Source organism: Enterobacter sp. BRE11 (assembly GCF_031844285.1).
GTDB lineage: Bacteria > Pseudomonadota > Gammaproteobacteria > Enterobacterales > Enterobacteriaceae > Pantoea.
On sequence record NZ_JAUZUX010000002.1, the window covers coordinates 73316 to 87901 of the forward strand.

Annotated in this window: 11 protein-coding genes and 1 other RNA gene; 7 read left to right on the forward strand and 5 right to left on the reverse strand. The window is 59.0% G+C overall.

Features of this window, described 5'->3' with window-relative positions; translation table 11 throughout:
- The first annotated feature begins 29 nt into the window (after nt 1-29).
- The 5 genes from Q9R34_RS02500 to Q9R34_RS02520 all read left to right on the forward strand — a co-directional run bounded on the left by Q9R34_RS02500 (nt 30) and on the right by Q9R34_RS02520 (nt 4470).
- Nucleotides 30-575, forward strand: coding sequence for a glutathione peroxidase (locus tag Q9R34_RS02500; protein ID WP_434125512.1), 546 nt, complete (start codon nt 30-32; stop codon nt 573-575).
- Nucleotides 576-1316 (forward strand): vitamin B12 ABC transporter ATP-binding protein BtuD, encoded by a 741-nt coding sequence (gene btuD, locus Q9R34_RS02505; protein ID WP_485892272.1) that lies wholly within the window; start codon nt 576-578, stop codon nt 1314-1316.
- Between the two features lie 71 nt (nt 1317-1387).
- On the forward strand, nt 1388-1849 hold the full coding sequence (locus Q9R34_RS02510) for a C40 family peptidase (protein ID WP_033747504.1): 462 nt from the start codon (nt 1388-1390) through the stop codon (nt 1847-1849).
- A gap of 313 nt (nt 1850-2162) precedes the next feature.
- On the forward strand, nt 2163-2894 hold the full coding sequence (locus tag Q9R34_RS02515; RefSeq protein WP_485892273.1) for an EAL domain-containing protein: 732 nt from the start codon (nt 2163-2165) through the stop codon (nt 2892-2894).
- A gap of 139 nt (nt 2895-3033) precedes the next feature.
- Nucleotides 3034-4470, forward strand: coding sequence for a protein adenylyltransferase SelO (locus tag Q9R34_RS02520; RefSeq protein ID WP_485892274.1), 1437 nt, complete (start codon nt 3034-3036; stop codon nt 4468-4470).
- Between the two features lie 4 nt (nt 4471-4474).
- Here Q9R34_RS02520 and Q9R34_RS02525 read toward each other — a convergent pair whose 3' ends face one another.
- Together Q9R34_RS02525 and ppsR are read right to left on the reverse strand one after the other, a co-directional pair.
- Entirely contained in the window at nt 4475-5521 is a 1047-nt protein-coding gene (locus Q9R34_RS02525; protein ID WP_434125518.1) for a 3-deoxy-7-phosphoheptulonate synthase, read from the reverse strand.
- 153 nt (nt 5522-5674) lie between these two features.
- Complete coding sequence (ppsR, locus tag Q9R34_RS02530; protein WP_081137326.1) at nt 5675-6502, reverse strand: posphoenolpyruvate synthetase regulatory kinase/phosphorylase PpsR; 828 nt, start codon at nt 6500-6502, stop codon at nt 5675-5677.
- Nucleotides 6503-6955: 453 nt separating this feature from the next.
- Between ppsR and ppsA the strand changes: the two genes are divergently transcribed.
- A complete protein-coding gene (ppsA, locus tag Q9R34_RS02535) occupies nt 6956-9340 on the forward strand; it encodes a phosphoenolpyruvate synthase (protein ID WP_485892277.1) in 2385 nt (794 codons plus the stop codon).
- Nucleotides 9341-9399: 59 nt separating this feature from the next.
- Here the strand turns inward: ppsA and rprA are convergent.
- Nucleotides 9400-9508, reverse strand: an RNA gene (rprA, locus tag Q9R34_RS02540) — antisense sRNA RprA.
- A gap of 244 nt (nt 9509-9752) precedes the next feature.
- Nucleotides 9753-10874, reverse strand: coding sequence for an AI-2E family transporter YdiK (gene ydiK, locus Q9R34_RS02545; protein WP_033747493.1), 1122 nt, complete (start codon nt 10872-10874; stop codon nt 9753-9755).
- 205 nt (nt 10875-11079) lie between these two features.
- On the opposite strand from ydiK, the gene ydiJ reads away from it, so the two are divergent.
- Nucleotides 11080-14133: a D-2-hydroxyglutarate dehydrogenase YdiJ gene (gene ydiJ / locus Q9R34_RS02550; RefSeq protein WP_485892278.1), complete on the forward strand. Its 3054-nt coding sequence runs from the start codon at nt 11080-11082 to the stop codon at nt 14131-14133.
- 33 nt (nt 14134-14166) lie between these two features.
- On the opposite strand, the gene Q9R34_RS02555 is transcribed toward ydiJ, so the two are convergent.
- Nucleotides 14167-14571 carry a hypothetical protein gene (locus Q9R34_RS02555; protein WP_434125523.1) on the reverse strand — a complete coding sequence of 135 codons (405 nt, stop codon included), beginning with the start codon at nt 14569-14571 and terminating at the stop codon, nt 14167-14169.
- Nucleotides 14572-14586 lie beyond the last annotated feature (15 nt).

Below are 14586 nucleotides of genomic sequence, written 5' to 3' on the forward strand. Positions count from 1 at the left end.
GGCTTTCTGCATCTTTACAGGAGAGTTTTATGAGCCTTTATCAAACAGAAGTCACCACCATCGACGGCGAGAAAACCACGCTGGAGCAGTGGCAGGGCAAGGTGCTGCTGGTGGTTAACGTGGCGTCGAAATGTGGCCTTACGCCGCAGTACGAGCAGCTGGAGGCGCTGCAGCAGCAGTATCAGGCGCAGGGCTTTAGCGTGCTCGGCTTTCCCTGCAATCAGTTCCTTGAGCAGGAGCCGGGCAGCAACGACGAAATCAAAACCTTCTGCAGTACCACCTATGGCGTCACCTTTCCCCTGCTGGCCAAAGGCGACGTCAACGGCCCGGCGCGCCATCCGCTCTACACCCAGCTGGTGGCGGCGCAGCCGGAGGCGGTGCGTCCCGAAGGCAGCGGCTTCTACGAGCGCATGGCGAGCAAAGGCCGCGCGCCGAAAGCGCCTGGCGATATCCTGTGGAATTTTGAAAAGTTCCTGATTGACCGCGAGGGCAACGTGGTGCAGCGCTTCGCGCCGGATATGACGCCGGACGACGCCCTTATCCAGCAGCGCATTCAGCAGGCGCTGGCGCAGTAAATGGTGCTGAGCCTTAAGGACGCCGCCGTTTCTGGACGACTGGCGCCTTTTTCCGCCGACGTGGGTGCTGGCACGCTGCTGCACCTGGTCGGGCCCAACGGCGCAGGCAAAAGCAGCCTGCTGGCGCTGATGGCGGGAATGCTGGCAGGCGAAGGGGAGATTCAGCTGCTGCAGCGTCCGCTGCGCGAATGGCGCGGCGCGGCACTGGCGCGGGTGCGCGCCTGGCTGCCGCAGCAGATAGCGCCCGGCGTGATGCCGGTCTACCACTATTTGCGTCTGCACCTGAGCGACGCGCGATCGCAGGAGGCGCTGAGCGGGCTGCTTGAGAGGCTGCAGCTGCAGGACAAGCTGATGCGCCCGCTGACGCAGCTGTCGGGCGGCGAGTGGCAGCGCGTCAGACTGGCGGCAGCGTTCGCCCAGATTGATCCCGCCCTCAACCCGCAAGGCCGGGTGCTGCTGCTGGACGAACCGATGACCGGGCTGGATATCGCCCAGCAACACGCCGTGCATAACCTGATCGTCGGGCTGCGGCGCGCCGGCGTCTGCGTCATCGCCAGCAGCCACGATCTTAACCATACGCTGCGCCATGCCGACAGCGTCTGGCTGATGGGGCAGGGCCGTGTGGTGGCGCAGGGCGCGGCCGCATCGATCCTTACGCCCGAGCGCCTCAGCGGGCTCTACGCGATTCCGTTCCGCCAGCTGGAGCTGGACGGCCAGCCGCTGCTGACCATACAACCCTGAACGTCGCGTCTTGCCAGGCTGCGTGCCTGACGCTAGAGTGAGGCCGTTGCGATTAAAGGAGAGGCGCGCAAATGCGGATGGGCGTGATTTTACTGGTGCTGATACTGGCGGGATGTAGCGGCCATCGTGCGCCGCCGGTGAACGGCCGACTGTCAGATTCTATTATGGTGGTGGCCCAGCTCAACGAGCAACTGGGGCAGTGGCGCGGCACTCCTTATCGCTACGGCGGCATGAGCCGCGGCGGCGTCGACTGTTCGGGGTTTGTCTATCTCACCATGCGTGACAGGTTCGATCTGCAACTGCCGCGCAGCACGCGGGCGCAGAGCGATATCGGTACGCGCATCAGCAAAGATGAGCTGCAGCCGGGCGATCTGGTCTTCTTTAAAACCGGCCGCGGCGAAAACGGTCTGCACGTCGGCATCTACGACAGCGACAACGCTTTTATCCACGCCTCTACCAGCCAGGGCGTGATTCGCTCTTCGCTCGACAACGTTTACTGGCGCAAAGCCTTCTGGCAGGCGCGGCGTATCTAAGGCAAATTAATAAACTCCCCCGCTGGCGATTGTCGAAATAGCAAGAAAATAGCAGCGACACATAGCGCATTTTATAACTCTTATTTAAAATGGCACTTTACGCTGCCGGAGAATAATTATAACAATAGGGCGGAGAGTTAATTTTCTGGTAAAGGGTCTTATACGCTACCGTTATTTGGCTTAGGGATCTGGCGCAGCGGGCAAAGCGAAATTTAAAGGCAAAGATGTCCATCTCTTCCCACGTTTGGTACTATTGCCTGCCCGATTTCGATGATATACGATGCGCCAGTCGCCACTTAATCTGGCTGTAAAAATGAAAGTTCATTTATCTGCCGACTATCAGTCGGAAATTTGGTTTTATCCTGCCTGCACAATTAGCGGGCAGCTGGCGACTGTCGAGCTGGTTAGCCAGTTCGTCCATGATACTGCGCCTGTCACCTTGCCGCAGGATTTGCTGTTGCCGCAGCTTGATGAGACGCAGAGGCTACGCCTGCTGCAGCGGCAGATCGGCTTGCTGGAACAGTACCGCGACTTCTTTGATAAAAATCATCTCCTGGCTTTAATGCGTATTGATGAAAATCTGGCGCGTACGCTGCTGGCGAGTGAATTGCTGATACGTAAAATTAAACAGCTTCCTTTTTTATTACTCGACCTCAGCGAAACGTTTCCGCAGCTTTTAAACGGTATTGATGACCCTCTTATTTCTGCGCTAAAACAACAGTTCCGGTTATCATTATCTTCCTTCGGCGCGGGTAAATCGTCCACCCGCGCGGTCTACGATAATCTGTTTGACTGTATTAAACTGGATAAACAATTTATTCAGTCGCTGGCAAAACGCGCCTCATTCCAGCCCTTTATTCAGAGCATTGTCGATAACTTTCGCAGCCATACGCAGCTGATGATTATTTGCGGCATTGATGACGGCGCGCTACTCGATAAAACCGCTACGCTGCAGCATGCCGCGCTGCAGGGCGCGCTTTTTCCGCCGGTGAAGGCTGAGTCGCTGTCGCGACTGATTACCAGAGAATACCGCGCCCCTGACTAAGCCCGCCTGTTGTATTTGATTCCCCACCACTATACTTGCGGTGTCTCGCGCGGCCGTGTCTGCGGCGGGACGGCCCGATATCCGGTTATTCACAGCGACGGCGGCTCTGGTTTCGCCGGGCTGCCGCTCGGGAGAGTCTATGTTGTTTGATAACAGCTGGCAGCGCGAGCTGCCGGGTTTCTATACCGCTCAGGCGCCGACGCCGCTCAAGGGCGGACGCCTGTTTTACCACAATGCGCCGCTGGCGCAGACGCTGGGCGTCGATGCGGCGCTTTTCGCCAGCGAAGGCCATGGCGTCTGGCACGGCGCCGCGCTGCTGCCGGGCATGCAGCCGCTGGCGCAGGTTTACAGCGGCCACCAGTTCGGCGTCTGGGCCGGTCAGCTTGGCGACGGGCGCGGCATTCTGCTGGGCGAGCAGCGCCTCGACGCGGGCGGCAAGGTCGACTGGCACCTGAAGGGCGCGGGGCTGACCCCCTATTCGCGCATGGGGGACGGGCGCGCGGTGATTCGTTCCACGGTGCGCGAATTTCTCGCCTCGGAAGCGCTGCACCATCTCGGCATTCCCACTACGCGCGCGCTTGCTCTCGCCATCAGCGACGAGCCAGTTTATCGCGAATCGCCCGAGCGCGGCGCGACCCTGATGCGCATTGCGGAAAGCCATCTGCGCTTCGGCCACTTCGAACACTTCTTCTACAGCCAGCAGCAGGAAAAGGTCGAACAGCTGGCGGACTATGCGCTGCGCCACCACTGGCCGCATCTGGTCAATGAAGCGGATAAATATGCTTTATGGTTTACCGACGTCGTCGAGCGTACCGCGCGCCTGATCGCCCAGTGGCAAAGCGTGGGTTTTGCGCACGGCGTGATGAACACCGATAACATGTCGCTGCTGGGGCTGACGATCGATTACGGCCCGTACGGTTTCCTGGATGACTATCAGCCCGGCTTTATCTGCAACCACAGCGATTATCAGGGGCGCTACAGCTTCGAAAATCAGCCGATGATCGGCCTGTGGAACCTTAACCGGCTGGCGCATGCGCTTTCTGGCCTGCTGAGCGTCGACCAGCTTAAGCAGGCGCTGAGCCGCTACGAGCCAGAGCTGATGCGCGTCTGGGGCGAGCGTATGCGGGCGAAACTGGGCTTTAGCCAGCCCGACGGCGGCGACAACGACCTGCTGGTGGAACTTCTGTCGCTGATGACCCAGGAGCGCAGCGACTACACCCTGACATTCCGCCTGCTGAGCGACACGCAGCAGCAGGAGGCGCGCTCGCCGCTGCGCGACGAATTTATGGATCGCGACGCCTTCGACCGCTGGTATCAGCGCTATCGCGCGCGCTTGCTGCAGGAAGGGGTAGAGGATGAGACGCGTCAGCAGCAGATGAAGGCCGCTAATCCGGCGCTGGTGCTGCGCAACTATCTGGCGCAGCAGGCGATCGACGAGGCGGAAAAGGGCGAGAGCGGGGCGCTGGCGCGGCTGCACCAGGCGCTGCAGCAACCCTTTAGCGACGAAACGGCCGCTGAGTATCGTCAGCGGCCGCCAGACTGGGGGAAATCGCTGGAGGTGAGCTGCTCCAGCTAACGGCTCAGAAGCGGCTGTTCACCGCCTCGGCCAGCAGCGACAGCACCGCTTCGCTGTCCTGCCAGCCGAGGCAGGGATCGGTAATCGACTGGCCGTAAACCAGCGGCTCGCCCGCGACCACCTTCTGATTTCCCTCTTCGATAAAGCTTTCGATCATGACGCCCGCGACCGCGCGCGAGCCAGCGCGGATCTGCTGCGCCACCTCGGCCGCTACCTCTTTCTGACGACGATGCTGCTTCAGGCAATTGCCGTGGCTGAAATCGATCACCAGCTGTTCCGGCAGGTTAAATTCGCGCAGGCTGGCGGCCGCGGCGGCCACGTCGTCGGCGTGATAGTTAGGCGCTTTGCCGCCGCGCAGGATCACATGGCCGTGCGGATTGCCGCTGGTCTGGTAAATCGTCATCTGGCCATCTTTATCGGGGGACAAAAACATATGGCTGGCGCGCGAGGCGCGAATCGCGTCCACCGCGATGCGCACGTTGCCGTCGGTGCCGTTCTTGAAGCCCACTGGGCAGGAGAGCGCAGAGGCCATCTCGCGGTGGATTTGGCTCTCGGTGGTGCGGGCGCCAATCGCGCCCCAGCTAATTAAATCGGCGATAAACTGGCCGGTGACCATATCGAGAAATTCTGTCGCGGTAGGCAAACCCAGACGATTGATATCGAGCAGGATCTGACGCGCCAGGCCGATGCCGCGGTTAACGTTGAAGCTGCCGTCCAGGTCGGGATCGGAGATCAGGCCTTTCCAGCCCACCACGGTGCGCGGTTTTTCGAAATAGGTGCGCATCACGATTTCCAGCCGGTCGGCATAGCGCTCGCGCAGCGCATTCAGCCGCTGGGCGTAGTCGAGCGCCGCGCGCGGGTCATGCAGCGAGCAGGGGCCGATAATCACCAGCAGGCGCGGATCCTCGCCGGTAAGAATACGGGCGATGCGCTGGCGCGCGCGCGTGACGTTATCCGCCACCTCGGCGGAGAGAGGGTGTTCGGCGGCTAACGCGGCAGGCGTAATCAGGCTGCCGATGCGTGCCGTACGCAGTTCATCAGTTTTATTCATGGGCGTCTCGAAAGCTTTTTCTTCGCAGCGGTGACATACCGGGAAGTGATGATGATCACAATAAATTATTAGTTTGCGAATGCAAGCCTATAAACTGAAAAGATATTTTGCGCGACGGCAGCGGCGCTTTACAAAAACGCCGCCGCCGGTACCTCAGTACATGCGGCGCGTGAGGCCCATGATGTCGAGAATTTTAGTGGCGATCTCTTCGACCGAATAGTTGGTGCTGTTGAGGTAACGGATCTGGTGGGTGCGAAACAGCGCTTCGACCTCGCCGACTTCAAGCCGGCACTGGCGCATAGAGGCGTAGCGGGTATTTTCCGCCCGCTCCTGGCGAATGGCGGCAAGCCGCTCGGGATCGATGGTCAGGCCAAACAGCTTGTTCTGGAAGGGGCGCAGGGCCGCGGGCAGCTTAAGGTTATCCATATCATCGGCGATAAAAGGGTAGTTGGCGGCGCGGATGCCGAACTGCATTGCCAGGTAGAGGCTGGTCGGCGTTTTGCCGCAGCGCGATACGCCCAGCAGGATCACCTGCGCATCTTCCAGCCCGCGCAGTGAGATGCCGTCGTCGTGCGCCAGGGTATAGTCAATGGCGGCAATGCGCGCATCGTACTTGCCGAGGTTGCTGGCGTCGAGACCGTGGGTGCGGTGCGCCACCGGGGCGGGCGCCATGCCCAGCTCCTCCTGTAGCGGCGCCACCAGCGCCTGCACGATATCCTGACAGAAGCCCTCGCTCTGCATAATGATGTCGCGGACTTCCGGCGTGACGATAGAGAAAAACACCAGCGGACGCACGCCGCTTTTCTGATAGAGCGCGTTGATCTGCGCCTTCACCGCCTGGGCGCGCTGCACATTCTCGACAAACGGCAGCGTCAGGCTATTGAAGCCCACCGGAAACTGCGACAGCACCGCGTGGCCAAGCACCTCTGCGGTAATCGCGGTGCCGTCGGAAATATAGAAAACGCTTCTTTCGCTGCTCATGGCCTTTACCTTATGCAAAGAGAGATAGCATCAGGTTAGCAGCTTTAATTAGCGCTCAAAACAAAATAAAAAATCCATGTCTGAATTATGTGAACTTTTCATTTTTCTCTCCTGGGTGGCGAAAAGAGGCGCTGCTAAATAATGAAATGGCGTTTTAACTTCGCTTTACCCGCTATTGCCGCCTGCGGCAGGGAAATAACGTAGCAGATTGTTGCGCAACAAAAAGAGCAGATAAGCCAATGATAGATAGCGAAAACAAACAACATCATAGTCTTAGCGGGAAATAGCGAATTTGCGCAACCTGGCGTAATTATCGGAATAATTCTTAAAGTGCTATTTATTGCGCGCTTTAACGATTCAACACTTAGTCATTAATTGCGCATTGTGCCAGGCTAATTTTGCGAATAGCTAAATTTTCCATGTGCCCATTCATTCTTAAAAAGGATAATCTCGATGTCCATTACAGGCGAACAGCCGTTAGTGCTCTGGTATAACCAGCTTGGTATGCACGATGTCGATCGCGTGGGAGGCAAAAATGCTTCTCTGGGTGAAATGATTACGAATTTATCGTCGCTGGGCGTATCCGTTCCTAACGGCTATGCGACCACCTCTTATGCCTTTAATCAGTTCCTCGAGCAGAGCGGCCTCAACCAGCGCATTTACGATTTACTGGACAAGACTAATATCGACGATATCAATGAGCTGGCGAAAGCCGGCAAACAGATCCGTCAGTGGGTCGTGGATACCCCGTTTCAGCCTGAACTGGAAACGGCTATTTGCGAGGCTTATGAGCAGCTCTCCGCAGACGATGCCGAGGCATCATTTGCCGTACGCTCTTCCGCCACGGCGGAAGATATGCCGGACGCCTCCTTCGCCGGCCAGCAGGAAACCTTTCTTAACGTGCAGGGCTATGACGCGGTAATCGTCGCCGTGAAGCACGTTTACGCCTCGCTGTTTAACGATCGCGCCATCTCCTACCGCGTGCATCAGGGCTATGACCATCGCGGCGTCGCGCTGTCGGCGGGCGTTCAGCGCATGGTGCGCTCCGATCTCGCCTCTTCGGGCGTGATGTTTACCATCGATACCGAATCGGGCTTCGATCAGGTGGTGTTTATCACTTCCGCCTTCGGTCTTGGCGAAATGGTGGTGCAGGGAGCGGTCAATCCCGACGAGTTTTACGTGCACAAGCCGACGCTGGCCGCCGATCGCCCGGCGATTGTGCGCCGCAATATGGGCTCGAAAAAGGTGCGTATGGTCTATGCCGATTCGCAGTCGCACGGCGAGCAGGTGCGTATCGAAGACGTGCCGGAAAGCGAACGCGACCGCTTCTCGCTGACCGATGAGGAGGTCCAGGCGCTGGCGCGTCAGGCGGTGCTGATCGAGCAGCACTACAAGCGCCCGATGGATATCGAGTGGGCCAAAGATGGCCATACCGGCAAGCTCTTTATCGTACAGGCGCGTCCGGAAACCGTGCGCTCCAACGGACAGGTGATGGAGCGTTATAACCTGCAGGGTACAGGCAGCGTGGTAGTGGAAGGCCGCGCTATCGGCCATCGCATCGGTGCGGGCGAAGTCAAAGTCATCCACGATATCAGCGAAATGAACCGCATTGAAAAAGGCGACGTGCTGGTCACCGATATGACCGACCCTGACTGGGAGCCGATCATGAAGAAAGCCTCGGCGATCGTGACTAACCGCGGCGGGCGTACCTGTCACGCGGCGATTATCGCGCGCGAGCTGGGCATCCCGGCCGTGGTGGGCTGCGGCGACGCCACCGATCGCCTGCAGGACGGCAACAAAGTGACCGTCTCCTGCGCCGAGGGCGACACCGGCTATGTCTATAGCGATCTGATCGATTTCGACGTCACCAGCTCGCAGGTAGACGAAATGCCGGCGCTGCCGCTGAAGATTATGATGAACGTCGGCAACCCTGACCGCGCATTCGATTTTGCCTGCCTGCCAAACGAAGGCGTCGGCCTCGCGCGTCTGGAGTTCATCATCAACCGCATGATTGGTGTGCACCCGAAAGCGCTGCTGGAGTTTGACCAGCAGACCCCGGAACTGCAGCAGCAGATCCGCGGCATGATGAAGGGCTTCGACAGCCCGGTCGAGTTCTATATCGCACGCCTGACGGAAGGGATCGCCACCCTCGGCGCCGCCTTCGCGCCAAAACGGGTGATTGTGCGCCTGTCGGACTTCAAATCGAACGAGTACGCCAATCTGGTCGGCGGAGAGCGCTACGAGCCGGAAGAAGAGAACCCAATGCTGGGCTTCCGCGGCGCCGGGCGCTATGTGGCGGACAGCTTCCGCGACTGCTTCGCGCTGGAGTGCGAAGCGGTGAAGCGCGTGCGCAACGACATGGGGCTGACCAACGTTGAAATCATGGTGCCCTTTGTGCGCACCGTGGCGCAGGCGCAGGCCGTGGTTGAAGAGCTGGAACGTCAGGGCCTGAAGCGCGGCGAGAACGGCCTGAAAATCATTATGATGTGCGAAATTCCTTCCAACGCCCTGCTGGCCGATCAGTTCCTTGAGCATTTCGACGGCTTCTCAATCGGCTCGAATGATATGACGCAGCTGGCGCTGGGGCTGGATCGCGATTCAGGCGTGGTGTCGGCGCTGTTTGACGAGCGCAACGAGGCAGTAAAAGCGCTGCTGTCGATGGCGATTCAGGCCGCGAAAAGGCAGGGCAAATATGTCGGCATCTGCGGCCAGGGGCCATCCGATCATCAGGACTTTGCGGCTTGGCTGATGGAAGAGGGGATCGACAGCCTGTCACTTAATCCAGATACCGTGGTAGAAACCTGGATATCCCTGGCTGAGTTAAGCAAAAGCGCATGATTAATGAGGTAAATTAGTGCCTGAAGGCCAGCTTTGCTGGCCTTTTTACTTTCTTTGGGCCAAAAAAAAGCCCATCACAGGGGATGGGCAAAGACTACACACAGCAATTCTTCACTTTACTCAGGGGAAAAAGGTTGTTTAAAAATCAGTAGGTTGATTTCAGACTTAGGAATCATGTTATTCATCGCGCGGTTCTGCGTCTTTAAGAATCCTCTTATTAGTTTAAAGCCAGTAAACTTTTGTCACCTGTTTATCAGCAAAATCGAGGTAAACCAGTGTGAAAAATAAACTATTGGACGCTGATATGCGGCCTCATGGCTGAAAACTGCGTTTTTTCTTAAAAACTGCTAATGAAAAAAAATATTAACGTTGCGCAAATAAGTCAGGGCGATTAACCGCCCTGAGCCTGGTTTCAGGAAGGCAGATGCTCTTCGTCGTGATCGGACAGAATCTCGACCACGCTGGCGAGATCGCCTTCTGGCGGCGGCGGGGCCTCATGCATCCAGACGGAGACCAGTCGGTATGAGACCGCCAGCACGACAGGACCGATAAAGAGCCCAATCAGACCGAAGGCGACCAGTCCGCCGATCACGCCGGAGAGGATCAGGATCATCGGCAAATCGGCGCCCATGCGGATCAGCATCGGGCGCAGCACGTTGTCCAGCGTGCCGACCACGCAGCTCCAGATGAGCAACACCGTGCCCCAGGTGGTGTCGCCGCTCCAGTAGAGCCAGATAATGGCGGGGACCAGCACGATAAGCGGCCCTATCTGCACCAGACAGCAGAGGATCATCAGCACGGTGAGCAGCGTGGCGTAGGGGATGCCTGAGAGCGCGAGGCCGATGCCGCCCAGCACGCCCTGTACCAGTGCGGTTACCACCACGCCGAGCGCCACGGCGCGGATCGCCTGACCGGCCAGTAGCACCGTCGCGTCGCCGCGTCGGCCCGCCATACGAAAGGCGAAGTGGCGGATGCCCTGCGCCGCCTGTTCGCCACGCCAGAACAGCAGGGCGCTGAACAGCAGCATCACGCCGAGATGGATCATCAGCCGGCCAAAGTGGCCCGCCTGCGCGACAAAGAAGCCGGTGGTGCGACCCACGTAGGGCTGCAGTTTCGCCATGATGGCGGATCCGCCGCCCGCCACCAGCTTATGGTAGCTGGAGAAGAGTTTATCGCCGATGGCCGGAATATCATTCAGCCACAGCAGCGACGGCATCTCCATATGACCCTGCGTCGCCCAGGCGATAACAGGCGCGCTATTGTCGATAAGGCTGTTGACCAGCAGTGCGATAGGAATAATAAACAGCAGCAACAGCAGCAGCGTCATCACGATGACCGCTAGCGAACGCCGGTTCCACAGCAGGCGCTGCACGCGCAGCATCAGCGGCCAGGTGGCGATCACCACCATGCTCGCCCAGGCGAAACCCAGTATAAATGGCTGAACTATCCAGATGCAGGCGACGATCATCAGCAGGATAAAGAGCAGCGTAAAGAGCCGCTGCGGCATATCCGTGGTGCGGTGCAGGTTTTTCATAAGAGACAACGACCTCAAATAATCCTTCATTAGGGGGCAATCAGGCCCGGCTTAATGATGAGCTATTTTGGCCCCTTTAGACAGAGGCGAAAGAGGCGGTTTTTCCCTCTTCTGAAAAAACAGCGAGCGCGAAAAAAATGTGTTAAAACGGAACGTTCAGACAAAACAAGCAACGCAAACGTTTACAACATCTGGTCTCCCAATAATGATCCCACAGATTTCTCAGGCGCCCGGCCTCGTTCAACGGGTGCTGACATTCCTCGACGCGCTCAAGGCGCAGGGCTTCACTGGCGACACCGCCACCAGCTACGCCGACCGTCTGTTAATGTCCACCGACAACAGCATCTATCAGCTGCTGCCGGACGCGGTACTCTTTCCGCGCTCCACCGCCGACGTCGCGCTGATTGCGCGCCTGGCGGGCGAGGCGCGCTTTAACGAGCTGATCTTTACGCCGCGCGGCGGCGGAACCGGCACCAACGGCCAGTCTCTGAATCAGGGCATCGTGGTGGACATGTCACGCCATATGAACCGCATCCTGGAGATTAACCTTGAACAGGGTTGGGTGCGCGTCGAGGCGGGCGTGGTCAAAGACCAGCTTAACGCCTGGCTTAAGCCCTACGGCTTTTTCTTCTCGCCGGAGCTCTCCACCAGCAACCGTGCGACGCTGGGCGGGATGATCAATACCGACGCCTCGGGCCAGGGCTCGCTGGTCTACGGTAAAACCTCCGATCATGTGCTGGGACTACGCGCGGTGCTGCTCGGCGGCGATATTCTTGATACCCGGCCAATGGCCGCCGCGCTGGCGGAGACGCTGGCGCAGACCGCGACGCCGGAAGGGCGCATCTATCAGCAGGTGCTGACGCGATGCCGCGAGCAGCGTGCGCTGATTCTGGAAAAATTTCCGAAGCTAAACCGCTTCCTCACCGGCTACGATCTGCGTCACGTCTTCAGCGATGATATGCAGACCTTCGATCTGACGCGCCTGCTGTGCGGCGCGGAGGGGACGCTGGCCTTTATCACCGAGGCGCGGCTCAATATCACGCCTGTCCCCAAAGTGCGTCGGCTGGTGAACATCAAATATGACTCTTTCGACTCCGCACTGCGCAACGCGCCCTTTATGGTCGAGGCGAAAGCGCTGTCGGTTGAAACGGTGGATTCCAAAGTCCTTAACCTGGCGCGGGAAGATATCGTCTGGCATTCGGTGCGCGAGCTAATTACCGACGTGCCGGACAAAGAGATGCTCGGCCTCAATATCGTTGAATTCGCCGGGGACGACGGCGCGCTGATCGAGCAGCAGGTCGCCTCGCTCTGTGCGCGGCTGGAGAGCCTGATGGCGCAGCGACAGGGTGGCGTAATCGGCTATCAGCTCTGTGAGGACCTCGTCGGCATTGAGCGCATCTATAATATGCGGAAAAAGGCGGTTGGCCTGCTGGGCAACGCCAAAGGGCGCGCCAAGCCCATCCCCTTTGTCGAGGATACCGCGGTGCCGCCAGAGCACCTTGCCGACTATATCGTCGAGTTTCGCGCGCTGCTCGACAGCCATGGCCTGAGCTACGGCATGTTTGGCCACGTTGACGCGGGGGTGCTGCACGTGCGTCCAGCGCTGGACATGTGCGATCCGCAGCAGGAGATGCTGATGAAAACCTTGTCGGATGAGGTGGTAGCGCTGACCGCGCGCTACGGCGGACTGCTCTGGGGCGAACACGGCAAAGGCTTTCGCGCCCAGTACAGCCCGGCATTCTTCGGCGAAACGCTGTTCAACGAGCTGCGGCGCATCAAGGCGGCGTTCGATCCCGACAACCGTATGAATCCCGGCAAGATCTGTACCCCCATCGACAGCAACGAGCCGATGATGCAGGTCGACGCGACGACGCGTGGCCGCTATGACCGCCAGATTCCGCTATCGGTACGCAGCGAGTGGCGCGGCGCGATGGAGTGCAACGGCAATGGCCTCTGCTTCAATTTCGATGCGCGCAGCCCGATGTGTCCCTCCATGAAGATTACCCGTAACCGCATCCATTCGCCGAAAGGACGCGCCACCCTCACGCGCGAATGGCTGCGCCTGCTGGCGGAGCAGGGGGTCGATCCGCAGCAGCTTGAAAAGCAGCTGCCGGAAAACAGCCTGTCGCTGCGCGCCCTGATTGGCCGCGTGCGCAACAGCTGGCACGCCAGCAAAGGCGAATATGATTTCTCCCACGAGGTGCATGAGGCGATGTCCGGCTGTCTCGCCTGTAAAGCCTGCTCGACCCAGTGCCCGATCAAAATTGACGTGCCCGATTTTCGCGCCCGCTTTTTGCAGCTCTACCATACGCGCTATCTGCGTCCGGTAAGCGACCATCTGGTAGCGGCGGTCGAGGGCTATGCGCCGCTGATGGCAAAAGCGCCCAGGGCGTTCAACTTCTTTCTGCGCCAGCCCTGGGTGCGCGAGCTAAGCAAAACCCATATCGGTATGGTCGATCTGCCACTGCTGTCGTCCCCTTCGCTGAAGCAGGAGCTGAGCGGCCATCCGGCAATGGGCATGACGCTGGAGAAACTTGAGGCGCTAAGCCCCGAACAGCGCGCCGAAACGGTGCTGGTGGTGCAGGACCCCTTTACCAGCTTCTACGAGGCGCAGCTGATCGCTGACTTTATTCGCCTGATCGAAAAGCTGGGTCTGCGGCCGGTGCTGCTGCCCTTTATGCCGAACGGCAAGGCGCAGCACGTTAAAGGCTTTCTGCAGCGCTTTGCGCGCACCGCTGGCAAAACCGCCGACTTCCTTAATCGGGTCGCCAGGCTCGGTATGCCGATGGTCGGTGTCGATCCGGCAACGGTGCTCTGCTATCGCGATGAATACAGGCAGACGCTCGGCGACAAGCGCGGCGACTTTCACGTTCAGCTGGTGCATGAGTGGCTGCGCGAAGTGGTCAGCACGCGCGAAGCGACGCCGGGCAGCGGGGAGAGCTGGTATCTGTTCGCGCACTGTACCGAAGTGACGGCGTTGCCCAACACGCCAAACCAGTGGCAGGATATTTTCGCGCGCTTCGGCGCGCGGCTGGAGAGTGTTAATGTCGGCTGCTGCGGCATGGCGGGCACCTACGGCCATGAAAGCAAGAATCTTGATAACTCGCTGGGGATCTATGGGCTGTCGTGGCATCCGCAGCTGCAGAAATTGCCGCGCCAGCGCTGCCTGGCGACCGGCTTCTCCTGCCGCAGCCAGGTTAAGCGGCTGGAAGGCAACGGCATGCGCCATCCACTTCAGGCGCTATTAACCCTGATGTAATGAAATTGTGCGCGACGTCACGAGGCGGCTGGATTAGAATATCCAGCCCGCATGGCGTACAAAGTCGCTTTGCAGCGCGGTGGCTTTGTCCCACTCTCCAGCCAGCGTCAGCTGATGGCACAGCTGAGTGAGTGAAAGGCGCGCTAGTTGATAAGCCTGGATGCGGAACAGCCTGTCGCGCTCGCTGTTGCCCATTTCCTGCACCAGCCGATGATGCAGTTTGCCCATGGCGTGCAGATAACTGTGATCGTCCCCGTTGATTTGGCAGATTTCAGCCATATCCAGACAGGTGTCGTTGAACTGGCGCAGCTGATGAATAGTCGCGTCGGCCCGGTTCAGCTTTGCCTGCGCCAGGTAGAAGTCAACGGTGATATCGCGTACGGAAAACCTGTAATCGTCGATTTTGCGTTGTAGCCAGGCAGAAACTGAGAGCGTCATGGGCGCCACCTCAAA